Genomic DNA, 22,033 nt, shown 5'->3' on the forward strand with positions numbered 1-22,033 from the left:
GGCTGTAGTTGCTTGGACGACAAGGGGCGGCAACCACCGGACTTCCTTCGCCATGTTGACCTGCAACCTCTCCAGCCACCCTTTCACCCTGTCAGGCAGTTGCGCTCAACGCGGGTACCACCACGTTCTCCGGCATCAGCCTCGGCACGTAGGTCTGCCCGTCGATCCAGGCATCGACCATGTTGGCCCACTCCTGCAGCATGTGGCGCCGCTGCTCGGCATATTCGGCCTTGTTGTAGATCGAGCGCGAGGAACGCCCGTCCTCGTGTGCCAGGCATTTCTCGATCCAGTCGCGGTTAAAGCCGATTTCGTTCAGCAACGTCGAGCCGGTACGGCGCAGGTCGTGGACGGTGAATGGTTCTAGCGGCAGGCCTGCGGCCTTCGCTCGCTCCGCAACGATCTGCGTGACCCGATTCAAGGTCGCGTTCGACATGCAGCGGTCGGCGTCATAGCGCGATGGCAGCACGAATTTGGAACCAGCCGCACAGGTGTGCAGCGCCACGAAGATGTCGAGTGCCTGGCGCGACAGATAGACCACATGTGGGTTTCGCCCCTTCATCCGCTGCTTCGGGATCGTCCAGGTCGCGTTCTCGAAATCGACCTCATCCCACGTGGCCTGGATCAGTTCGCTCTTGCGCACCAGCGTCAGCAGGATCATGCGCAGCGCCAGCCGAATGGTCGGATAGGTGGCCACCGATTCCATCTGCCGCGCCATCAAGCGGATCTCCAACGGCGACAAGGCACGATCCTTCGGCACGAAGGTCGCAATCGACGCGGCACCCACGTCGGCGGCGGGGTTGTCCACCTTCTCGCCGTGCAAGATGGCGAAGGCATAGACCTGCTTCACGATGTCGCGGATATGTACCGCCGTGGCGGGCGCACCGCGCGCCTTCACCTTGTTGCACAGGGCGCGCAGGTCATCGGCAGTGATTTCATTGAGCTGCCGGTTCTCGAAGGCCGGCAGGATGTCCCGATCAACGATGCTCTTACGCATCGCCTTCGTGCTGTCGGCCATCCGGGCGCCCGCCAGCCACTTCTCGGTCACCTCGCCAAAGGTCTTGGCGGCGGTCAGCCGGCGCTTCTCGCGCTGCTTCTCCAGCGCCGGGGACTTGCCTTGGGCGACGGCCTTCTTAGCGTCAATCAGCTTTTCGCGGGCCAGCGCCAGCGAAATGCCCGCAGGCCCATAACGGCCGATGGTGAGCGTCTCACGGCGGCCATTGAGACGGTAATCGTAGCGGAAGGTGACGGTACCGGTAGGCGATACCGTCACGTACATCCCATCACGGTCGGAAGCCTTATAAGTCTTGGACTTAGGCTTGAGGTTGCGCAGTGCGGTGTCGGTGAGCATCGAGGTTCTTCTCCAGTTTTGGACGGCTTTTACCGTCAGGGGCCAGGAGACCTGCTGATGCTCGGAAAGCCGCATAAAACCAGCTTTCCCGAGAAGACTTTTACCGTCAAAGACGGCTTTGGTCTGAATAGTGAACGGGACGGTCTTAATCCGGCCTCCAGTTCTTACCGCCACTTCTACCGCCAACCTGTTCCGCTGGCCGGCGATAGCCACCGATAGCTGCCGTGACGTATCTCCTTATAAATCAATACGTTACAACATATTTTCGATAGCTGACGATAGTCCCCGAAGGACCTGATTTCACTCCCACTCAATCGTAGCAGGCGGCTTAGAACTCACGTCATACACCACCCGATTGATCCCCCGCACCTCATTGATAATCCGCCCACTCACCCGCCCCAGCAGCGAGTAAGGCAACTCCGCCCACCCCGCCGTCATGAAGTCGGTCGTCTCCACAGCCCGCAAGGCCACAACGTAGTCATACGTCCGCCCATCCCCCATCACCCCAACCGACTTCACCGGCAGGAACACCGCAAAGGCCTGTGACGTCAGCTCATACCAGGTCTTGCCGGTAGCCTCATCCTTGGTGTTGCGCAGCTCTTCGATAAAGATCGCATCAGCCCGGCGCAGCAAGTCGGCGTACTCGCGCTTCACTTCACCCAGGATGCGCACGCCCAGGCCGGGGCCAGGGAACGGGTGACGATAGACCATGTCCGGCGGGAGGCCCAGGGCTACGCCCAGCTTGCGCACTTCGTCCTTGAAGAGCTCGCGCAGCGGCTCAAGCAATTGAAGGTTCAGCGTATCCGGCAACCCGCCCACATTATGATGGGACTTGATGCTGACCGCTTTACCCGTCTTGGCACCAGCGGATTCGATCACGTCGGGGTAGATGGTGCCTTGGGCGAGCCACTTGGCGCTGGTCTGCTTTCCGGCTTGGGCCTGGAACACTTCCACGAATTCGCGGCCGATGATCTTGCGCTTGGCTTCGGGGTCGGTGACGCCGGCCAAGTGGCCCAGGAACTGTTCGCTGGCATCGACGTGGATGACCTTCACGCCCATGTTGTCGGCGAAGGTCTTCATGACCTGTTCGGCTTCGTTCAGGCGCAGCAGGCCGTGGTCGACGAAGACGCAGGTGAGCTGGTCGCCGATGGCTTTGTGGATCAGGGCGGCGGCCACGGACGAATCGACGCCGCCGGACAGGCCCAGGATCACTTCGTCGCTGCCGACTTGTTCGCGGATGCGGGCGACGGCCTCGTCCACGTAATCGGGCATGTTCCAGTCGTGGGCGCAGGCGCAGATCTCGTGCACGAAGCGCGAGAGCATGGCCTGGCCCTGGATGGTGTGCGTCACTTCGGGGTGGAATTGCACGCCGTAGAAGCCGCGGGATTCGTCGGCCATGCCGGCGATGGGGCACGAGGGGGTGCTGGCCATGAGCACGAAGCCTTCGGGCAGCTTCAAGACCTTGTCGCCGTGGCTCATCCACACTTTCAGCATGCCGTGGCTTTCGGCATTGCGGAAGTCTTCGATGCCGTTCAGGAGCTTGGTGTGGCCTTGGGCGCGCACTTCGGCGTAGCCGAATTCGCGGTGGTCGGAAAAGCTCACTTCGCCGCCCAGCTGCTTGGCCATGGCTTGCATGCCGTAGCAGATGCCCAGCACGGGCACGCCGGCTTCGAACACGGCGTGGGGCACGGCGTCGGCGCCGTCGGCGTACACGGAGTTGTGGCCGCCAGACAGGATGATGCCTTTGACGCCCTGGGCCACCTGGTCACGCACGAAGGCGTCGTCGACGTCGCCGGGGTGGATTTCGCAATAGACCTGGGCCTCGCGCACGCGGCGCGCGATCAATTGGGTGACCTGTGAGCCGTAGTCGAGGATGAGGATGCGGTCGTGCATGGCGTGGGTGCCCGAAAAATGTCTGGGAAACCGGGCATTTTAACGGTTTGCGGGCGGATTCTCCTCACTCAGGCAGCAGTGGGCCGGACGACGGTACGCAGGTGGGCAGCGGCGGTGGGGGCGAGGTGGTGGCGAAGGTACGCTCGCCAAAGAACCAGTAACGCGAGGCCATCAAGGGCTCGCCGGTGGTGCGCAGCATGAGCGGGCGCTCGACGGTCAGGGTCATCAATGGGCGCTGGTCGGTGAGTGCGCGGCCCTGGGGGCCCGTGCCCAGACACGCCTGGGCGCCGGGCTCGAAGTACGCCGTCTCCAGGTAAGCGCGCAAGGTGGCCTCCAAGCGCAGGGAATCGATGGTGGCCCAGGCGCACGAGACCGCCACGCCCAGGGCCAGACCGCGCAGCACCGGTTTGCCGCGCCAGCACGCAAGCCCGCCCACCACGGCGGCGGCAGTCAGCAAGCCGATGTGCCAGGCCACCGGATGCGCACTGCCGGCAAGCGCAAGGCTGGCCGCCGCAATCACGAAGGGCCCGATGGGCAGCACCGCGACGAACGCCAGCAGGGCCTCGCCGATGTCTATGGCCCTGCGCGAGGGCAGCGTGCCCGGCTGTCTGGCTGCCCGCAGCGCGATGCCCACGGCACCGCCCACCAGCGCGCCAACGGCCGGGATCAGCAGGAAACCCGACAGTGGCCCTGGCGTGAGATCCTGCCCGGTGTCGTTCGATTGTCCGCCCAGATGCCAGGTGACGGCCAACACGGCCACCGCCAGCCACACGCGCTTACCCCAGACGGCGGGCATCAGCAGGAACAGCACGCCCGCCACGGCGGCGGCAGGCAAGCCCAGCGACATCACGAGCGCGCTTAGCGGCACGACATCTCCCCTCAGCGCCGGCCGCGGCGCTGGCGCCACCGGTGTCGGATGCGAAACGGGAGCTCGCCGGCCCATCGTGAGCCGTGCACCAGCAACCAGCACATGCCGGCGAAAAAGGCGGCAGCGCCGCCCCCCACCAGCAGTGCATAGAGAGCGCGCATCGCCGGCGTGCGATCGGTGGCGTTGTCCCAGGCAAGCACGCCGAAGACGACGAAAAAGAGCAGCACGGCCCAGCGCATGTGTCGGCGGTTGCGCCTTTCCTCGTGGTCAAGCCCCGCCTTCCAGGCGGCAGCGTCGGGATCGTCATCCCAGCGACGCTCGTTGGGGTCTTCTGTCATGCAGCATTGCCTCCCGGAACACGTGGTCGTTGCACCGAGGCCAGTGTAGTGGCACTTGCCGGCGCTACCCCTGCGTCTGGCGCAAGGCCGCGGCAATGTCGTCCACGGCGGGCAGCGCCACGCCGCGCCTGCGCACGAACACCATCTCGCCTGGTGTGAACGGCTCCGTCAGCGCCAACGGCACCACCCTGCCCCGCGCCGCGTAATGCGTCACCGCCGTGAAAGGGGCGATGGTGAGCAAGGCGCTGTCGGCCACCACGCACAGATTGGTGTGCAGCGAGAACGATTCGATGCGCGGCGTGGGCGGCATCACGCCGGCCTGGTGAAACCGCTGATCGAAGAGCTGCCGGATGCGCGTGCCGGCCGGGGCCACGATCCAGTCGGCTGCCAAGAGGGCGGCGGTGTCCAGCGCGCCGGCCTTCGCCAAAGGGTGATCGATGGCGGCAGCCACGGCCAGTTGTTCAGTCCACAGGTTTTCAGAGACGAGCTCGCGCAGAAACTCGGGCGAGGCGTCGCTGGGATCCAGGCGGCCGATCAGGCAATCGATATCCCCGCGCAGCAGGCCGTTGATCAGCCGGGGCACGTTGGCTTCATGCAGCACCAGCCGGGGCAGGCGTCCGGCCTGCGTCAGAGCACCCACCAGCCTTGGCACCACGGCCACACCGGCGGCCGGCACCATGCCGAGATGGACGGTGGGCAGATCCGGCGCAGCGGCGATGGCGTCTGCGGCATGGCGCAGCGCGCCCAGGGCGTGCTGCAGGCGCTGCCACGCGATCCGGCCGGCGGGGGTGAGGTGGCTGCCGGTGGCGCTACGCGTGATCAGTGTCGCGCCCAATGCCTGCTCCAGCTCGCGCAGCATGGCGGTGGCGGCAGGCTGGCTGATGTGCAGCGCCTGCGCGGCCGCGGTCAATGAACCCTGCGTGTCGATGAGCGACAGCAAACGCAGATGACGAATGCGCAGCCTTTCGAGCGGGCTGCCCAGGGCGGCGTCGGGCGCTGGCCCCTCTGGCGACTGCGACATGGAAGCGCTGCCTTCTTCTGCCATCACCAATCCTGATCACGTAATCCGATCTGGATAATTTACAGCGATGGCCTGACGGCGAACAATGCAGACATCCCCGGGATAGCCGCCGCGACAGACGATGGCACCCCGGAGCCCATGCCGATGCGGCGTGCGATCTGCAATCATCAGCAGACTTTCATGCCCCAATCCCGTCAGCTTGGCCGGCGCACGGTGCTCACCGCGCTGGCCTGCGCCCTGCCCGCCTTCCTCATCACCCCCGCCATGGCCGCGTCCTACCCGGACCGCCCCATCCGCCTGATCGTGCCCTACGCCCCCGGCGGCGGGCCGGACGTGCAGACGCGGCGTACGGCCGAGGCACTGGCGCGCGAGATGAACGCCAACGTCGTCGTGGAGAACAAGGTGGGTGCGGGCGGCATGCTGGCCGGCGAGTATCTGTTTCGCGCGCATGCCGATGGCTACACGCTGATGCTGGGCGCCTCCACGCTGGTGGTGCAGAAGATCCTGCAGCCGTCGTTGAGCTTTGATCCGGTGGAAGACTTCACGCAGATCGTGCGCACGGGCTTCTCGCCGCAGGTGCTGGTGGTGCGCAGCGACTCGCCCTACACGGATGTGAAGGCCTTGATCGAGGCCGCCAAGACGGCCAAGGACCCGTTGAACTACGGCTCGGGCGGGATCGGCAGCGCGGCGCACCTGGCGGGCGCGGCGTTCGCGTCCAATGCGGGCATCAAGGCCGTGCATATCCCGTATCGCGGCTCGGTGGAGATCGTGCCCGCGCTGCTGCGGGGCGACACGGCCTTTGCCTTCCCCACCGCCTCGACCGCCCTGCCCCACGTGACCGACGGCAAGGTGCGCGCGTTGGCCGTGACCTCGGCAAAGCGCAGCGCCCAGTTGCCAGACGTGCCCACGCTGAACGAGATCTTCGGGCGCACGGACTTGGCGCTGGATTCGTGGAGCGGCATCTGGGCGCCCAAGGGCTTGCCGGACGACATCACGGCCAAGCTCGAGAAGGCCTTCAAGGCGGTGTATGCGCAACCGGATCAGGCGGACTTCTATGAGAAGACGGGACTCGTGATCGACACCACGGCTTCGCCTGCGGCCTTCAAGGATTTCGTGCGCGCCGAGACGGAAAAGTACGCTCGCATCATTCGCGACAACGACATCAAGGTGGACCAATGAGCAGCTTCCAGAACCCAACGGCCGGCTTTGCGCCACTGACCGGCGTGCGCGTGCTGGACTTCTCGCACGTGATCGCGGGGCCTCTGGCCACGCTCTTTCTGGCGCAGCTGGGCGCGCAGGTGACCAAGGTGGAGAACGCGCGCGGCGGCGACGTGATGCGCAACAACGAGAAGGGCCCGGCGCCCTTCGTGGCGCTCAACGCGGGCAAGGATTGCGTGCATCTGGACCTGGCGGTGCCGGAGGATCTGGCGCGCGCCAAGGCCCTCCTGCGCGAAGCCGACGTGCTGGTCGACAACCTGCGCCCCGGCGTGCTGGAAAGCCTCGGCCTGGGACTGGAGGCCGCCCAAGAGGTGAACCCGGGCATCATCTACTGCGCGATCTCGGGCTTTGGCCGGCACAGCCCCACCTGGGGCCAGCGCCCCGCCTACGATCACGTCATCCAGGCCGCCACCGGCATGGCCTTCATGGCCGGCACCGAAGGCGATCCGCCCATCAAGGCGGGCTTTCCGGGCGTGGATTCGGCCACGGGCGTGCTGGCGGCGTTCGCCATCCTGGCGGCGCTGCGCGAGCGCGATCGCACCGGCGTGGGCTGCTTCCTGGATGTGTCCATGACGGCAGCGGCCATGCAGATGATGTACCCCTTTGCCTGCGTGGCGCTGACCGAAGGCGGCAACCCGCCGCGCGTGGGCAACCAGGGTTACTCGGGAAGCCCTTCGGCGGATTTCTTCCCCACCGCCGATGGCGGGTGGATTGCCGTGGGCGCCAACACGCCCCCGCAGCTGGCTGCCCTGCTGGACGAGCTCGGCATGCAGGACGCCATGTCGGACCCGGCCATCTTCGATCCGCCGCTCACCCTGGGCGGCCAGCCGAGCTTCGTGCGCGCCAAGGACCCAGCGGCGCTCAAGTCGCGGCTGCGCGAGGCTTTTGCCCGTGAGACGGGGGATGCGCTCGAAGCGCGGCTCATGCGGCGCAACGTGCCGGTGTCCAAGCTCAGAGACATTGCCACTTTCGCGAAGGATGCCGTGTCGGCAGCGGCCTTGCCCGTGACCGCGCTGGAGAGCGATGGCGTGACCGTGCTGTCGCCGGGGCTGGGCTTTCGGGTGACGCCGCACACACGCTAGCGCGAACGTCAGACAGCGGGCTCGGGATCGGACCCGCTGCGGCTTTGACACGAGAGGATCAGTGACGCTTTCCATGTACCCACAATCCGCATGAATCTGTTACGGATTTGGGTTTGCAGCAGATGAGGGGCTGGCGATAATGCCGGCCCCTCATTCATGGAACGTTGGCATGTCCAGTACCTCTCGCCTCGGGCCCATCCTCGGGCGCCACGTCAATCTCTCGATGCTCAGCGTCGCCACTTTCTTCCTCGGTGCGCTGTGCCTGGGCGCCGCTGGGTTGCTGTTCGCGGTCCGGGATCGCGCGCCGCTCGAGGCGGCAGCTCTCATCCAGGCGGTGATGGTGGGATTGGGCGTGATGGGCTTAGCGACGATGGCCCTGGCGCTGTACCTGCGGCGCAAGCGCTGGGTGCAAGGCGAGCTGGGTGTGCAGCGCCTGCCGGATGGCGCCACGTGGCTTTACACCGACGTTGGCGAAACCTGCCAGTTCTACCGCTACGGGATGTCCGTGGGCCTCGCCTGGCGTCGTGACGGCGAGACCGAGTGGGCTGCCCTGGATGCGCGCACGGGCGGCTATTTGAAGTTCCTGGATCGCTTCTTGACGGGCTATCACGAGGCGCGCGTGCCAGTGTTGCTCCGGCAGCTGGAAGCGGGCGACACACTTGGGTTTCAGACACTCTCCGCTGGCGGCAAGCTCAAGAGCATCTTCAGCCTGGGCGTGAAGCACTACGCCACGATGGCCACGCAGACGGTGCGCCTGAGCCGCGATCGCATCGAGCTGCCGGATGCCACCGTCAATCTGGGCTCGATCGCGGCCATTGATGTCTCGAGCTGGAGCGAGCGCATCACGCTCAAACTGCACGACGGACGCATCGTGACGCACAGCTACACCACACTCTTCGACGCGCCCTTGCTGTTGATCCTGCTGGAGACGCTATTGACTGCGCGTGTGGAGCGCGCGGGCTTGCGCGTCTGATCGGCGGCGTCGCACGGGCAGGTGCGGGTCTCACTTCGCCTGCTCGGCCAACGCCCTCATCAGCTCCGGCGCTCGCTCATCGCGGCCCACACCTCGGACCGCTCAGTCGTTGCTCGTCGTCACGTTGAGCTGCCGCATCACGGTCTGGCGTGATCCAAACGCCCAGTGCGGCAAGGCCTGGCCCAGCACCACGACGACAGGCGGATCGGCCCGCACCGTCAAGGACTTCTCCTGGCCGCTGACGAAGGCCAGGATGGCCTTGCAGCTGTCCTCCGCGCCAAACTGCGCCAACGCTGCGGGGCAGTCCACTTCCTCCTTCTGTACGGCCTGGGCAAAGGCGGCGTCGCGCTGCTCCGCCGGGCTCGCGCCCTGGGCATCGAGCGCGTAGGCGTAGCGCTTGTGCAGCGCCAGGCTGCGCGTCACGTGTCCCTGGTCCGTCACCGCAACACGCCCCCGAACCAGGCCGATCGGCCCGCCCAGCTCGATCCAGACCTTGGGCCCCACACTGCCCGGATCCATGGGACTGATGGCGCCGGTGGTCAACGCTTCCAGGATGGGCGCGAGGCCCACGATCGACACGTCAGCCTCCGCACGTAACGCCTCCGGCTGGTCGATGGCGACGGATACCGTGGCGTCGCCCTGCACGCGGTCCAGGTCCCACGCCACATCGGCGTGCATGGGGGGCAACGCGACGACGCCGCCGGCATGCACCAGCGGCAAGTCGGCCAGCGGGCTGTTGCCGTCAGGCGCTGACACGCCGCGCAAGCCGAGCCTGCCGCGCGACTGCGTGGCGTGGTGTTGCAGGTCCGAGATCGTCACCGCGTCCAAGGTGAGCGCCGTGACCGCATCGGGCCCAGTCACCGTCACCTCGCGCAGCGTTACGCTGCCCAATGGCGTAGCCGACAGGCTGCGCCAGTGCACATGATCGCGCAGGCCGCGCTGTTGCAGCAGATCGATCACCGCCGCCTCTGCGCGCTGCGTGGCGAGATGGGTGGTGCCAAACCAGGCCGCGACGCCAAGCGCTACGACACCGCCTGCCACTGCCAGGAATCGCGTGCGACGTGCCATCACGGCACGCCCCGCGACGATGACGGCGCACCTGCGATCACCTGTTGCGCGCGCTCGGGCGTCCACTCCGGATCGCCGATGCGATCGCGCGTCATCGTGAGCGCATTCGCGCGTTCCGCGCAGCCCGGCTGGGTGCAGGCGAGCACGCCGTCGTGGTCCGGTTGGATGCGTGTCATCGGCAAGCCTTCCTCATCTCGCGTATGCGGATCCAGGCGCACGCGCCCATGCACCCGATACCAGCCCGCCGCCAACGCCCGTTGCCCCGAGAGGCGAAGGGGATACGGCCAGTCGGCGCGGGCGTCTTCACCGTCAGCGCCCGTCACGCGCACGATACGGCTGATACGCGCCTCCTCACCTTGCATGAGACGCTGGTACTGCGACGGGCCGATGGCGGCGTAGCTCACATCGGCTTCGATCATGGCCTTCAAGGCCGCGGGGTTGCGCTGCGCGATCTCCGCGAAATGCGTGTACAGCTGGAGATGATCGCGTTCGCGCTGGACAGGATCGGACGTCGCCACTGCCGGCGCCGACGGCGGCGCCAGCGGCGCGGGCCGACTGGCGGCCACGGGCAACGCTACCGCGGCGCAAACGATCGCGCTCAGCACCCTCAGACATGGCCGCCAGCCGGCTCTCGACATCGTCAATCTCCACGTTCCATCCTGCGCCAGCCGAGCGCTGTGCGCAGCCCGGACCCGAGCCGATTGTAGTCAAGCCCTGACCAGGCCCTGCCGTACACTGTCCGTCTCTCGGCGCTCCTGGAGCCACCATGGGTTTCATCGTCATCGCTCTCATCATCGTCATCGCCCTGGGCGCCTTCGTCTGGCAACGCGACGAGCCCAAGCGCGAGGCGGCCTTGCAAACCTCGCTCGATGCCATGCAGGGCTTCAGCCCGGCGCTGACGCTGTTCGGCGCAGACGGCGGCACCGGCGTGGCGCTGGATCCCAATGCCCGCGCGGTGGGCCTGCTGCAGCCCAACCGCCCTGCCACGCGCGTGGAAGCCAGCCGCGTGCTGGGGGCGGATCTCTACCAGGATGGCCAGCGCATCGGCACGGTGACACGCGACGGCGCGCAGGCCCGGCTGGCCACGCTGCGCGAGCGCCAGCCGGCGCCCGCCGCGCCACCCTCCCCGCGCGGCGAACAAGTCCCCATGGATACCGTACACCGTGTAGAGCTGCGCTTGTGGATCGACAATGACACAAACCCGACCCATGACGTGCGCCTGCTGGATCGCGAAGTGCGCAACACGGATGCGGCCTTCAAGGAGGCCGTGGCTGCCGGCGAGGGCTGGCTGGCGCAGTTGAGCGCGTTGTTGCGTTAGACGCCACAAACCCGACCGTTCACCTGCACCATCACGCAAAGCTTTTGCCATTCCCAGGCAAAACAGCGCGCGCGGGGGCACCCCTACACTGAATGAGTCTTTACTGGCGGGCACCGTCGCGCCGCCGGGAGCGCTGCCTGAGGGATGCCCCATGCTCGAGAATCTCGTTCGCCACGCGCGCGTGGCCGTGTTGTGTGTCGCCAGCGTGGCGCCGTTCGGGCTGGCGCTGGCGCAAGCCCAGCCGATCCGCATCGTGGTGGGCTATCCGCCCGGCGGCACGGCCGACGCCGTGGCGCGCGCCTATGCCGAGAAGCTGCGCACGGTGCTGGGCACGAACGTGATGGTGGAGAACCAGGCGGGCGCGGGTGGGCAGATCGCCGCGCAGAACTTCCTTGCCGCCCCGCGCGACACGACCACCTTCCTCCTTGCCAACAACCACATGATGACGACGCTGCCGCTCACGGTGCCGTCGGTTACGTACGACCCCGTCAAGGACTTCCAGCCGATCGGCCGGATGGCGAGCTTCGAGCACGTGCTGGTCGCAGGGCCAAGCCTGAAGGTGGATTCGCTGGCAGACTATCTGAAGGCTGCCCGTGCCAACCAGAAGGATCGCCTCTACGGCATCCCCGCCCCCGGCAGCGCCCCGCATTTCATCGGCTACACGGTGGGCAAGCAAAACGGCATTGCGCTGGAGCCCGTGGCCTACAAGGGTGGCGCCCCGCTGCTGTCGGATCTGCTGGGCGGCCACGTGCCCGCGGCGGTCGATGCCTTGGGCTCACTGACCCAGTACCATGAGAACGGCCGACTGAAGATTCTGGCCACCACCGGCGAGACTCGCCTGAAGACGCTGCCGAATGTACCCACGTTCAGCGAGCTGGGCTACCCGGGCCTGCAGGCCTCGGGCTGGGTGGGCCTCTTCACCAAGCCTGGCGCGGACCCGGCCCTGGTGGGGCGCATGAATGACGCCATCGCCAAGGTGGCGGCCATGCCGGAGATCCAGGCCACGCTCGAGCCCATGGGCTTTCGCCCGGAGACGAGCACGCCGGAGGCCATGCGCCAGACGATTGCCGACGAGCTCGCGCACTGGGGGCCGATCGTGAAGGAATCGGGCTACCAGGCGCAGTGAACGCATGACCATGACGACGATGCCCACGGACTTCTACTTCTCGCCCGACTACGCCACGGCCCGCGCCAAGTTCCTCGCGGCCTGCGCCATCCGAGAACTGCCGGTGCAATCGCACGCGCAGACGGTGACGGGGCCGGCGGGCGAGCCGCTCTTCACGGACGTGGCGCGCATCGGCCCGATGAACGCGCGGCGGCTGCTGGTGCTGACCTCCGGCGTGCATGGACCGGAGATGATGGCGGGCTCCGGCTGCCAGACGGGTTACCTGCTGCGCGGCGGCGCGAGCCTGCCGCTGCCGCCCGACACGGCCGTGTTGCTCATCCACGCGATCAATCCGTGGGGCGCGGCGCATCTGCGGCGCTACACCGAGCACAACGTCGATCTGTGCCGGAACTACATCGATTTCGATGCCCCGTTGCCACCCGGGGCGCTCTATGCGCCGCTCCACGTGCATGCCAATGTGGACCCGCATGACGCGGGCGCCCTGGCGGCGGCCGATGCCGCGCTGGATCGCTACCGCGCCGAGCACGGCAGCCCTGCCCTCTACAGCGCCTTGATGGCAGGCCAGTACCAGCATCCGGATGGCCTGGGATTCGGCGGCACGTTCAAGAACTGGTCGCGTGTCACGATGGAGCGCATCCTGGCCGAGCATGCGGCGCAGGCTGAGCACGTGACAATGATCGATTACCACACCGGCCTGGGCTCGTATTCTTTCGGCTGCGTGGTGGCTCTGCAGCAGGGCGAGGCGCTGGCGCGCGTGCGCCGCGTGTTCGGCGAATGGGTGGTGGCCCCGCTCACGCCGGACCGCGAGGAAGACTTCGTGCCGGTGACGGGCCACACCACGCCGGGCTACGAAGCCATTCTTGCGCACGCGGACGTGACGGCGCTGGTGCTGGAATACGGCACGTACGCGCCGGACCGCATGCTGGAGATCCTGCTGGCGGACCACCGCCACACGTTGGCCAAGCCGGATGCAGACCATGTCTCGCAGCCGTACCGGCAGGCCGTGCTGCGTTTCTTCTACCCCGAAGACACGCAATGGCGGCGCGCGGTGTTCGAGCGCTCGCAGCACCTCATCGATCAGGCGCTGGGGGATCTGGGCAGTCGCGCCTGAGGCCAACGCATCACGGACACGGCTGGCCTACGGCTGCTGATCCGTCAGCTCCGTCACTCGCCCGGCGCAGTCCTGACGGTCTGGCCCCATCAGGGCAGGATTGATCTGCCCTGGTGGCTACCTCAACCCAGCATCGCCTCGCCCTTGGCCAGCAGATCCGCATAGGTTGCGTGATCGAGGTTGGCCCCGCACACCACCAGCCCCACCCTCTTGCCGGCCAGCGTCTCGCGCAGCGGGCCCAGCAGCGCCGCCAGGGCCGCCGCCGCTGCGGGCTCCACCGCCAGCTTGCCGTCGCGGAACAGCACCGCCAGCGCGCGGCAGATCTCGTCATCGCTGACGGTGACCACGTCCGTCAGATACCGACGGCACAGTCCATACGACATCGGCAGCGTCATGGGCGGTGCCAGGCTGTCGGCCACGCTGCGCGGCGGCTCGGGCAGGCGCATGGCCTCGCCCTGGTCGAAACTCAGCCGCATCACGGCCGCGCCCACGGGCTCCACGCCATACACGGCGCAATCCGGATGCACTTCCTTGATGGCGGCGGCCGCACCGCTGGCCAGCCCGCCACCGCCCACGGCGATGATGACGGCGTCCATGTCCGGCACCTGCTCGATGAACTCCAGGCCGAGGGTGGCCGTGCCGAGCGACGTGTGCAGGCCTTCGAAGGGGTGGATGGCCGTGCGGCCCTCTTCGCTGACGATGCGGTCCATCTCGGCAAAGGCCTGTGTGCCGTCGTCGGCCAGGACGATCTCGGCCCCGTAGCCGCGCGCCGCGGCCAGACGCGCCGGGTTGGCGGTGCGCTGCACCACCACCTTGGCCGAGGCGCCCACGGCCTGCGCCGCAAAGGCGGCCGCCACGGCGTGGTTGCCCGCGCTCACCGCGGTCACGCCACGCGCCAGCGCCTCGGGGGTCAGCTGCATCGCCACGTTCAATGCGCCACGCGCCTTGAAGGTGCCCGTCTTCTGAAAGAGCTCGAGCTTCAGATGCACGCGCGTGGCCGGGTCGAGCAGGGCGTTCAGGGTGTGCCCCTGCAACGGGGTCACCGGCGTGCGCACCAGATGCGGCGCCAGCGTGGCCGCGACCTGGCGGATCTCGCCCAGATCGAGCGAGGGAAGTTCAGTGGACATGCGAATCCTCGATGAAAGATGGCGCGGCAGCACTCAGCCGCGATGCGCGATGGCCTCGATCTCCACGAGCGCACCCGGCACCATGAGATCGGCGCGCACGGTGGAGCGGGCGGGCAGCGTGGCGCCCTGGAAGGCCGCACCATAGGCCGCGTTGAACGGCAGGAAATCCTCGATGCGGGCGAGCCACACGGTGGTCTTGACCACGTGCGCCAGTGTGAGGCCCGTGGCCTCAAGGCTCGCTTCGATATTGCGCAGGCATTGGCGCGTCTGCTCGGCCACGTCGCCTTCGATCACCGTCTGGTTCGCATCGAACGGCAGCTGGCCGGACACGAAGACCAGATCGCCCGCATCCCGCGTGCGGGAGAAGTGCGGCACGATGCGCGAAGACGGCGTGGACGGATCGAACTCAGAAGACGTTGTCATGGGCGGCACACGAGAGGAAAGAAATCACCTTCGCATGGTGCGTGGCCACGCCCACCGGGACTTTTGCGCAACGGCAGCTTCACTTATGCGCGACGCCCCTCGCCCCGCGGCGCGCGCGCTGGGCGGCATGCCGAAGTAGCGTTTGAAGGCGGTGGTGAAGTTGGCAGGGTGCTGATAGCCCGCCTCGAAGGCGACTTCGGTGATGCTGTGATGCCCGTCGCACAGGAGCTCGCGTGCGCGTTCCATGCGGGCGGCCTCCAGATAATCGCTGATCGTGCGCCCGTGCGTGGCCTTGAAGATGCGCATGAGCTTGGCCTGATGCGTGCCGACCTCACGGGCCAGGGCAGACACGGACGGCGGCGTGAGCGCCCGCGCATCCAGGATGGCACGCGCGTTGTCGGCCAGGCGACGATCCCGCGGATGCAGGGCGGGCTCGGGCGCGCCGTCGGCGGCGCGACGCAGGTGGCCGAAGAAATGCCCCAGGATCTCCAGGCCGCGCGCCTCCACCATCAACAATGCCGGCGCATCACCGGCGAACTCGGTCAAGATGGCACGTGCGGCGCGGTGCGCCTCCGGGTGCAGCGGCGCATCGAAACTGAACCAGCCTTCCTTGCGCCCCGCCATGAAGCGGGTGATGGATGCCGGCGCGGGCGTATCCGCCAGGCCGAGCTCGTTGGCCAGCCAATCCGGCCGGCACGCCACCGTCACGGATTGCTCGACGACGTCTGCCCCGAAATGCTCGATCTTGCGTTCGCCATCCGGATGGATGATGGCCGAGCAACTGGCCATGCCCACCGGCAAGGAGGACGTCGCGCCCACGCCCACCCGGCTGGCGCCGGAGAGCCGCACATGCACTTTGAGCACATCGCCCACCGTGATCGTCTCGCTGCCGGGCTCGGCGCGACGCATGTCTGACGCGCTCACGGACATGTCCGTGCCCACGTGCAGATAGGCCCGCTCGCCGCTCACGCCGGGCTGGGGCGAGCGCGCCCGCACCATGCGGCGTGCGCCTGCGCGGGTGTCTTGAACAATGCGGTAATCCAGCGGTGGCGCCGCTGCCACGTGTGTGCGCGTCTTGTCGCTCGCGGGTTGCATCATGGCCGTGACTCCCAAAGATGACGGGAGTATGAACCCATCGGCGGCGATTCGCCTAGACGAACCGATCCCACAGCACGGCCGCCCACACCAGCGTGAGCAGGGCCAGCGACAACCACACGGCGGCGCTGCCGATGTCCTTGGCGCGACCAATCAGCGGATGGTGCTCGACCGACACGGCGTCGGCGAGGGTTTCCAGCGCGGAATTGAGGAGCTCGGCGATGAGCACCACGAAGACGGTGCCCAGGAGCAGCAGGATTTCGATGAGCGAGCGCCCAACGAAGAACGCCGCGGGCACGAGCACCGCGGCGAGCAGCAATTCCTGGCGGAAGGCGGCCTCGTGCCGCGTGGCGGCAGCGAGGCCTTGCATGGAGTAGCGCCAGGCATTGAACACCCGGCGCACACCACGCACGCTCTTGAAGGGCGAGGACGTGGGCTCCATGGCACGCCGACGGCGATCAGCCGGCGCGGTAGTTCGGGGCTTCTTCCGTGATCTGCACGTCGTGCACGTGCGATTCGCGCATGCCGGCGGCGGTGATCTGGACGAATTCCGGACGGGTGCGCATGTCTTCGATGGTGGGGCAACCGCAATAGCCCATCGAGGCCCGCACGCCACCCACCAGCTGGAAGATGATCGCGTGCACGCTGCCCTTGTAGGGCACGCGGCCTTCGATGCCTTCCGGCACGAGCTTGTCGGCGTTGTTGGCCGGATCCTGGAAGTAGCGATCGGCCGAGCCTTCGGTCATCGCGCCCAGGCTGCCCATGCCGCGGTAGGACTTGTACGAACGGCCCTGGTACAGCACGACTTCGCCCGGGGCTTCTTCGGTACCGGCGAACATGCCGCCCATCATGACGGTGTGTGCACCGGCCACGAGGGCCTTGGCAACGTCCCCTGAAAAACGCACGCCACCGTCGGCAATCAGCGGCACGCCGGTGCCTTCGAGCGCGGCAGCCACGTCCGAGATCGCGGAGATCTGCGGCACGCCCACACCGGCCACCACGCGCGTGGTGCAGATGGAGCCCGGGCCGATACCGACCTTCACGCCGTCGGCGCCGGCTTCGACCAGCGCCAGCGCGGCGGCGCCGGTGGCGATGTTGCCGCCCACGACCTGCACCTGCGGGTAATTCTGCTTGACCCAGCGCACGCGCTCGATCACGCCCCGGGTGTGGCCATGCGCCGTATCGACGACGATGACGTCCACGCCGGCGGCGACGAGCTTCTCCACACGCTCTTCGGTGCCGTCACCCACGCCGACGGCCGCACCCACGCGCAGCTTGCCCTGGGCATCGCGGCAGGCGTTGGGGCGCTCGGTGTTCTTCGTGATGTCCTTGACGGTCATCAGGCCGCGCAGCTCGAAGGCATCATTGACGACGAGCACGCGCTCCAGGCGGTGCTTGTGCATCAGCGTCTGGGCTTCCTCGGGCGTGGCGCCTTCGCGCACGGTGACCAGGCGATCGCGCGGGGTCATGACGCTCGAGAGCGGCGCATCCAGGCGGTCTTCGAAGCGCAGGTCGCGGTTGGTGATGATGCCCACCACCTGGCGGCCCTGCACGACCGGCAGGCCGGAGATGCCGTGCTGGCGTTGCAGCGCGAGCGCATCGCGCACGGTCATGTCGGGCGACACGGTGACGGGATCGCCCACCACGCCGGATTCGAAACGCTTGACCAGCGAGACTTCGCGGGCCTGTTCGTCGGCAGTGAGATTCTTGTGGATGATGCCGATGCCGCCTTCCTGGGCCATCGCGATGGCCAGGCGGCCTTCGGTGACCGTGTCCATGGCAGCGGACACGAGCGGGATGTTCAGGACGATGTCGCGGGTGAGCTTGGTGGCGAGACTGGTGTCGCGCGGCAGAATGTCGGAATAAGCCGGGACCAGCAGCACATCATCGAATGTGAGTGCTTGTTTGACGAGACGCATGAGGAAAATCTCTGGGCGCAAAGCCGAATTATACGCAAGCGCACCGCCCGCTTCCAGCGGGTGACGAACGCGGCGGCGTGGCGCGCGAGCCACGGTACTGTCGAGCTCCGATCCGTTTGAAACATCATGCTTCCGAGTTTGACGAGGTCATGCCAGAATGCCTGCTCAAGCGTTCCCCTTCCTCGCCAGGCTGACATGGTCGCCCCCCGCCGCGTTCCCCTTCCCTCGGTTTCCGCCGCCCTGCGGCTTCTGGTCGTTGCGCTGATCGGACTTCTCGCCTGTACGTTGGCGGTCGGGTATGCCCTGAAGGCGCCCTGGCTTGGCCTGACGCTCGTGCCGGATGCCACTGGCGCGGTGTGGGTCACCCAGGCCCGCGGGCCCGCCGACGGCATGACGACACCAGCCCGGCTGCAGGGCGTGGGGGTGCCGATGCGTCGGTGCGATGGCTGCCACACGCAGGTGGAGATGGCGGACATCCGCCAGGATCCGGGCATGCTCGCCAGCGCGGCGGCGCGCCAGCGCTTCTACGAGCGCCAGTCCGAGCTCGCCGAACTGCTCGCGCAGCCTGCGGTGGCGGTGTATCTCACGCTACCCGAGGGCGCGCGCGTGGCGCACACGGTGAGCCCGTCCGAGAGTCGACCGCTGAACAGCTTGCCGATGCGCTTCTGGTGGCAACTGGCGGGCGGCCTCTTCGCGCTGCTCGTGGGCGCGGGCGTCTGGACGCTGCGCCCGAAAGACTGGGCAGCGCGACTCGTGGCGCTGACCGGCGCGCTCACGCTGGGGCTCGTGCTGCCCGCCGCCGTGTACGGCGCGCGCGAGCTGGCCCTACCCGCCCCCTTCTTTTCCACGCTGAGCGTGGCGAGCATGACTGTCACGATCTTGTGTGCGGTAGCGCTGATCGGCAGCGTGCTCTGCGTGCCCGGGCGATTCCGGCGCCGCAGCATCCGACTCGTCGCCTACGCCACCGGCACGATTGCGCTGACGGGCATCGCGCTCGTCGCGGCACCAAGAGCGGCAGCGCCGATCCTGGACGGCCTGCCCGCCCTGCTGCACGTGGACGGCTTGATCTTGCTGCTGGTGACGTATGCCGTCACGGCCTGGGTGATCGCGCGCGGGTGGCGCGGTCTTGACCGGGCCACGGCGCCAGCGGCCTGAGCCGCTAGCGGCGCCCGCGCGGGCCCGGCGTATTCGTCGCCTTGTGCTCCGCGCGGCGGCGGCGCGACTCCATGGGATCGAATCGTAGCGGGCGCAGGATCTCGACGCGGTCTTCCGCGACGAGCACGTGCTCCGGCCCGCGCAACACGCCGTACACGCTCACGCCATGGGCAAACGGATCCACGCCAGGAAACACCTGGACGAAGCCGCTCGCGGCGATCGCGTCGGCCACAGTGGCACCCGCGTCGAGCACGAGCGGGCACAGCCAGGCCGCGTCCGGCTGCACATAACAGACTTCGACTTGCAGGCCGGGCTCAGGCGCTGTCATTGCCGTACAACGCATCGGCGCGCTGGCTGAAGGCGTCGATGAAGCTGCTCGCCACGCGATTGAAGACCGGGCCCACGAGCATTTCCAGCGTGCGGCTAGAGAACGCGTACTCCAGCGTGAACAACACCTTGCAGGCGTCACCCGCCTCGCCCAGGGGCTGGAATTCCCAATGGCCTTCGAGCGCCGAGAACGGGCCATCGACCAGCGACAGATGGATGCTGCGCGGGTAATCATGGGTGTTCTGGGTGGTGAAGGATTGCTTCAAGCCGGCCAGACTGATCGTGATGGAGGCCCGCATGCTGGTGTCGGTTTGCTCCAGCACGGTGGCGCCGCCACACCAGGGCATGAACTCGGGATACCGGGCCACATCCGCCACGAGATCGAACATGCGCTCGGGGGAATACGGCACGAGCACCGACCGTTTCACGTTGTGCATACGACGGACAGATCCAAAGGGTAGAATCGGACGATTTTACCGGCTTGGCAACCATGAGCATCATCGACAATCGCAAAGCCTTTCACGATTACTTCATTGAAGACCGTTTCGAGGCCGGGCTCGTGCTGGAAGGCTGGGAGGTCAAGGCCATCCGCGACGGGCGTGTGCAGCTCAAGGAAGCGCACATCATCGTGCGCAATGCCGAGCTCTACATCCTGGGCATGCACATCAGCGCCCTGCCCACGGCGTCCACCCACGTGCGCCCGGATGCCACGCGCACGCGCAAGCTGCTGCTCAAGGCCGAGGAGATCCGCAAGCTCATCGGCAAGGTCGAGCAGCGCGGTCACACCATGGTGCCGATCAATCTGCACTACAAGAACGGCCGCATCAAGCTCGAGATGGCGCTGGCCCGCGGCAAGAAGCTCCATGACAAGCGGGATACGGCGCGCGAGAAGGATTGGCAGCGCGAGCATCAGCGCATCATGAAGTCCAGCGCGCGCTGACGCGCGGCTTCGCCCGATGCCGTCCTTTCGTTTCGAGGCCGCCGACGCCACGGGTCGTATCGAACGTGGCCTGATCGAAGCCGACACCGCCCGCGGGGCGCGCGGCCAGTTGCGCTCGCGCGGGCTCACGCCGCTGGCGGTGGAGATCGCCGCCGGTACGCGTGGCAGCCCTCGCGCGGGCTTGTTCGCGCCCAAACTGACGGATGCAGAACTCGCCTGGGCCACGCGCCAGCTGGCAAGCCTGCTGGCCGCCCGGTTGCCGCTGGATGAGGCGCTCACCGCCACCGCCGACCAGGCCGAACGTCGCCACGTGCGCGAAGTGCTCTCGGCCGTGCGCGCCGACGTGCGCGCCGGGCAGCGCCTGGCCGATGCGCTCGCCGAACGGCCGCGCGACTTCCCCGAGATCTACCGGGCCCTCGTGGCCGCCGGCGAGGAATCCGGCGACCTGGCCCAGGTGATGGAAAAGCTCGCGGACTACATCGAAGAGCGCAACACCCTGCAGACGAAGGTGATGACGGCCTTCATCTACCCCGGCGTCGTGAGCATCGTGTCAGTGCTCATCGTCGTCTTCCTCCTGGGCTACGTGGTACCCCAGGTGGTGAGCGCGTTCTCGCAGGCGCAGCAGGAACTGCCCTGGCTGACCCGCGCCATGCTGGCCCTGAGCAACGCCGTGCGCGAATGGGGGCTGTGGGCCTTTGCCCTCGTGGCCGTCGGGTTTGCGACGTGGCGCTGGTCGCTGCGCAATCCCGCCACCCGCCTCGCGTGGCATCGGCGCGTGCTGCGCCTGCCGGTGGCAGGCCGCTTCTCGCTGGGCATGAACGCGGCGCGCTTTTCCTCGACGCTGGCGATCCTGACCGGCAGTGGCGTGCCGCTGCTGCGCTCGCTCGATGCCGCGCGTCAGACGCTGTCCAACGACAAGCTGCGCGCGGATGTGGCCGACGCCACGGGCCGCGTGCGCGAGGGCGCGTCGCTGTCTCAGGCCCTGAAGGCGCAGAAGAGCTTTCCACCCCTGCTCGTGCACCTGACGGCGAGCGGCGAGAAGACGGGCACCCTGCCTGAGCTGCTGACCCGTGCGGCGCAGACACTGTCGCGCGAGCTGGAGCGCCGCGCCATGGCCATGACGGCCTTGCTCGAACCCTTGCTGATTCTGGTGATGGGCGGCTTCGTGCTACTGATCGTGCTGGCCGTGCTGCTGCCGATCATCGAGATCAACCAGCTGGTGCAGTAGGCACATCGTTCGAAGCGCCGTGACGGCCCGACGCAGGCCGCGCCCGTCTTGCCCTGCGCGGGCGTCAGGTTCAACGGGTCGAGCCCACTGTCGTGATGCCGGTGGGTGGCGGCAGCCGCGGCACTTCGATGAAGCTCGTCTGCCCGCCCTGGCGGATCACGACGCCATCGCCGCGCACGGCATCCAGCACCAGATCATTGGCCAGCGCGTCTCCCACGCCATAGGTCTTCGCGCGCCCGCCATCCACCGACAGAATCGCCGAGCTGCGCGCGCCGGCTGCGATGAGACCGCTGGAGGCCACTTTCACACGAACGGCAGGGCCGGCGCCAAACCATGCCGACACAGGGCCGGTGTCGCCGCCACGGGCGCGCTCGCGGCGCATGCCGTCCGCACCGCGCACGAAGAGCGGATCGTCCAGCAATTCGCGCAGGCGCGCCAGCGAGTAACTCACGGTG

25 protein-coding genes are annotated in these 22,033 nt (G+C 67.5%); 10 read left to right on the forward strand and 15 right to left on the reverse strand.

The window, feature by feature from the left end:
• Nucleotides 1–91: 91 nt before the first annotated feature.
• Nucleotides 92–1,348, reverse strand: a complete 1,257-nt coding sequence (locus tag IMZ29_RS17400; RefSeq protein WP_216186439.1) for a tyrosine-type recombinase/integrase — start codon at nucleotides 1,346–1,348, stop codon at nucleotides 92–94.
• Between the two features lie 57 nt (nucleotides 1,349–1,405).
• Between IMZ29_RS17400 and IMZ29_RS17405 the strand changes: the two genes are divergently transcribed.
• Complete coding sequence (locus IMZ29_RS17405) at nucleotides 1,406–1,567, forward strand: hypothetical protein (protein WP_198654994.1); 162 nt, start codon at nucleotides 1,406–1,408, stop codon at nucleotides 1,565–1,567.
• Between the two features lie 81 nt (nucleotides 1,568–1,648).
• On the opposite strand, the gene guaA is transcribed toward IMZ29_RS17405, so the two are convergent.
• The 4 genes from guaA to IMZ29_RS17425 all read right to left on the reverse strand — a co-directional run bounded on the left by guaA (nucleotide 1,649) and on the right by IMZ29_RS17425 (nucleotide 5,468).
• On the reverse strand, nucleotides 1,649–3,241 hold the full coding sequence (guaA, locus tag IMZ29_RS17410) for a glutamine-hydrolyzing GMP synthase (RefSeq protein WP_216186441.1): 1,593 nt from the start codon (nucleotides 3,239–3,241) through the stop codon (nucleotides 1,649–1,651).
• A gap of 64 nt (nucleotides 3,242–3,305) precedes the next feature.
• Nucleotides 3,306–4,109 (reverse strand): hypothetical protein, encoded by an 804-nt coding sequence (locus IMZ29_RS17415; RefSeq protein ID WP_216186443.1) that lies wholly within the window; start codon nucleotides 4,107–4,109, stop codon nucleotides 3,306–3,308.
• Between the two features lie 11 nt (nucleotides 4,110–4,120).
• A complete protein-coding gene (locus IMZ29_RS17420) occupies nucleotides 4,121–4,447 on the reverse strand; it encodes a hypothetical protein (protein WP_216186445.1) in 327 nt (108 codons plus the stop codon).
• A 64-nt stretch (nucleotides 4,448–4,511) separates the two neighbouring features.
• A complete protein-coding gene (locus IMZ29_RS17425; protein ID WP_216186447.1) occupies nucleotides 4,512–5,468 on the reverse strand; it encodes a LysR family transcriptional regulator in 957 nt (318 codons plus the stop codon).
• Between the two features lie 180 nt (nucleotides 5,469–5,648).
• On the opposite strand from IMZ29_RS17425, the gene IMZ29_RS17430 reads away from it, so the two are divergent.
• The 3 genes from IMZ29_RS17430 to IMZ29_RS17440 all read left to right on the forward strand — a co-directional run bounded on the left by IMZ29_RS17430 (nucleotide 5,649) and on the right by IMZ29_RS17440 (nucleotide 8,741).
• Nucleotides 5,649–6,647 carry a Bug family tripartite tricarboxylate transporter substrate binding protein gene (locus IMZ29_RS17430; RefSeq protein ID WP_216186449.1) on the forward strand — a complete coding sequence of 333 codons (999 nt, stop codon included), beginning with the start codon at nucleotides 5,649–5,651 and terminating at the stop codon, nucleotides 6,645–6,647.
• A complete protein-coding gene (locus tag IMZ29_RS17435; protein ID WP_216186452.1) occupies nucleotides 6,644–7,768 on the forward strand; it encodes a CoA transferase in 1,125 nt (374 codons plus the stop codon). Before IMZ29_RS17430 ends, IMZ29_RS17435 begins: the two co-directional genes overlap by 4 nt.
• Before the next feature lie 169 nt (nucleotides 7,769–7,937).
• Nucleotides 7,938–8,741, forward strand: a complete 804-nt coding sequence (locus IMZ29_RS17440) for a hypothetical protein (RefSeq protein ID WP_216186454.1) — start codon at nucleotides 7,938–7,940, stop codon at nucleotides 8,739–8,741.
• Nucleotides 8,742–8,843: 102 nt separating this feature from the next.
• Here IMZ29_RS17440 and IMZ29_RS17445 read toward each other — a convergent pair whose 3' ends face one another.
• Nucleotides 8,844–9,809, reverse strand: a complete 966-nt coding sequence (locus IMZ29_RS17445) for a hypothetical protein (RefSeq protein ID WP_216186456.1) — start codon at nucleotides 9,807–9,809, stop codon at nucleotides 8,844–8,846.
• The gene (locus tag IMZ29_RS17450) at nucleotides 9,809–10,327 is read right to left on the reverse strand and encodes a hypothetical protein (RefSeq protein ID WP_216186458.1); all 519 of its coding nucleotides are present in this window, start codon (nucleotides 10,325–10,327) and stop codon (nucleotides 9,809–9,811) included. Before IMZ29_RS17450 ends, IMZ29_RS17445 begins: the two co-directional genes overlap by 1 nt.
• Before the next feature lie 248 nt (nucleotides 10,328–10,575).
• Here IMZ29_RS17450 and IMZ29_RS17455 point away from each other — a divergent pair, with 248 nt between their 5' ends.
• From IMZ29_RS17455 to IMZ29_RS17465, 3 genes are all read left to right on the forward strand, one after another.
• Nucleotides 10,576–11,127 (forward strand): hypothetical protein, encoded by a 552-nt coding sequence (locus IMZ29_RS17455; RefSeq protein ID WP_216186460.1) that lies wholly within the window; start codon nucleotides 10,576–10,578, stop codon nucleotides 11,125–11,127.
• Between the two features lie 151 nt (nucleotides 11,128–11,278).
• Nucleotides 11,279–12,253, forward strand: coding sequence for a tripartite tricarboxylate transporter substrate-binding protein (locus tag IMZ29_RS17460; RefSeq protein ID WP_216186462.1), 975 nt, complete (start codon nucleotides 11,279–11,281; stop codon nucleotides 12,251–12,253).
• Between the two features lie 4 nt (nucleotides 12,254–12,257).
• On the forward strand, nucleotides 12,258–13,364 hold the full coding sequence (locus tag IMZ29_RS17465; RefSeq protein ID WP_216186464.1) for a DUF2817 domain-containing protein: 1,107 nt from the start codon (nucleotides 12,258–12,260) through the stop codon (nucleotides 13,362–13,364).
• A gap of 122 nt (nucleotides 13,365–13,486) precedes the next feature.
• Here IMZ29_RS17465 and IMZ29_RS17470 read toward each other — a convergent pair whose 3' ends face one another.
• From IMZ29_RS17470 to guaB, 5 genes are read right to left on the reverse strand one after another with little or no spacing between them, the layout of a single operon-like run.
• Nucleotides 13,487–14,491 (reverse strand): threonine ammonia-lyase, encoded by a 1,005-nt coding sequence (locus tag IMZ29_RS17470; protein WP_216186466.1) that lies wholly within the window; start codon nucleotides 14,489–14,491, stop codon nucleotides 13,487–13,489.
• Nucleotides 14,492–14,524: 33 nt separating this feature from the next.
• Nucleotides 14,525–14,914, reverse strand: a complete 390-nt coding sequence (locus IMZ29_RS17475; RefSeq protein ID WP_216186468.1) for a RidA family protein — start codon at nucleotides 14,912–14,914, stop codon at nucleotides 14,525–14,527.
• Between the two features lie 24 nt (nucleotides 14,915–14,938).
• Nucleotides 14,939–16,012: a helix-turn-helix transcriptional regulator gene (locus IMZ29_RS17480; RefSeq protein ID WP_216186470.1), complete on the reverse strand. Its 1,074-nt coding sequence runs from the start codon at nucleotides 16,010–16,012 to the stop codon at nucleotides 14,939–14,941.
• A 52-nt stretch (nucleotides 16,013–16,064) separates the two neighbouring features.
• Nucleotides 16,065–16,451, reverse strand: a complete 387-nt coding sequence (locus IMZ29_RS17485; protein ID WP_216186472.1) for a diacylglycerol kinase — start codon at nucleotides 16,449–16,451, stop codon at nucleotides 16,065–16,067.
• Between the two features lie 16 nt (nucleotides 16,452–16,467).
• Nucleotides 16,468–17,928: an IMP dehydrogenase gene (gene guaB, locus IMZ29_RS17490; RefSeq protein ID WP_216186474.1), complete on the reverse strand. Its 1,461-nt coding sequence runs from the start codon at nucleotides 17,926–17,928 to the stop codon at nucleotides 16,468–16,470.
• 195 nt (nucleotides 17,929–18,123) lie between these two features.
• Here guaB and IMZ29_RS17495 point away from each other — a divergent pair, with 195 nt between their 5' ends.
• Nucleotides 18,124–19,083 (forward strand): hypothetical protein, encoded by a 960-nt coding sequence (locus tag IMZ29_RS17495; protein ID WP_216186476.1) that lies wholly within the window; start codon nucleotides 18,124–18,126, stop codon nucleotides 19,081–19,083.
• 4 nt (nucleotides 19,084–19,087) lie between these two features.
• Here IMZ29_RS17495 and IMZ29_RS17500 read toward each other — a convergent pair whose 3' ends face one another.
• Both IMZ29_RS17500 and IMZ29_RS17505 read right to left on the reverse strand, forming a co-directional pair.
• Entirely contained in the window at nucleotides 19,088–19,411 is a 324-nt protein-coding gene (locus tag IMZ29_RS17500; RefSeq protein WP_216186478.1) for an RnfH family protein, read from the reverse strand.
• Nucleotides 19,398–19,847, reverse strand: a complete 450-nt coding sequence (locus tag IMZ29_RS17505) for a type II toxin-antitoxin system RatA family toxin (protein ID WP_216186480.1) — start codon at nucleotides 19,845–19,847, stop codon at nucleotides 19,398–19,400. Before IMZ29_RS17505 ends, IMZ29_RS17500 begins: the two co-directional genes overlap by 14 nt.
• A 53-nt stretch (nucleotides 19,848–19,900) precedes the next feature.
• Between IMZ29_RS17505 and smpB the strand changes: the two genes are divergently transcribed.
• Together smpB and gspF are read left to right on the forward strand one after the other, a co-directional pair.
• Nucleotides 19,901–20,350 (forward strand): SsrA-binding protein SmpB, encoded by a 450-nt coding sequence (gene smpB / locus IMZ29_RS17510; RefSeq protein WP_216186482.1) that lies wholly within the window; start codon nucleotides 19,901–19,903, stop codon nucleotides 20,348–20,350.
• 16 nt (nucleotides 20,351–20,366) lie between these two features.
• Nucleotides 20,367–21,578, forward strand: a complete 1,212-nt coding sequence (gene gspF, locus IMZ29_RS17515; protein ID WP_216186484.1) for a type II secretion system inner membrane protein GspF — start codon at nucleotides 20,367–20,369, stop codon at nucleotides 21,576–21,578.
• A 70-nt stretch (nucleotides 21,579–21,648) separates the two neighbouring features.
• On the opposite strand, the gene IMZ29_RS17520 is transcribed toward gspF, so the two are convergent.
• A partial coding sequence (locus tag IMZ29_RS17520; protein WP_216186486.1) for a type II secretion system protein N occupies nucleotides 21,649–22,033 on the reverse strand: 385 nt, incomplete at its 5' end.

Origin of the sequence: Verticiella alkaliphila, assembly GCF_018904615.1 — a bacterium.
Classification (GTDB): domain Bacteria; phylum Pseudomonadota; class Gammaproteobacteria; order Burkholderiales; family Burkholderiaceae_B; genus Verticiella; species Verticiella alkaliphila.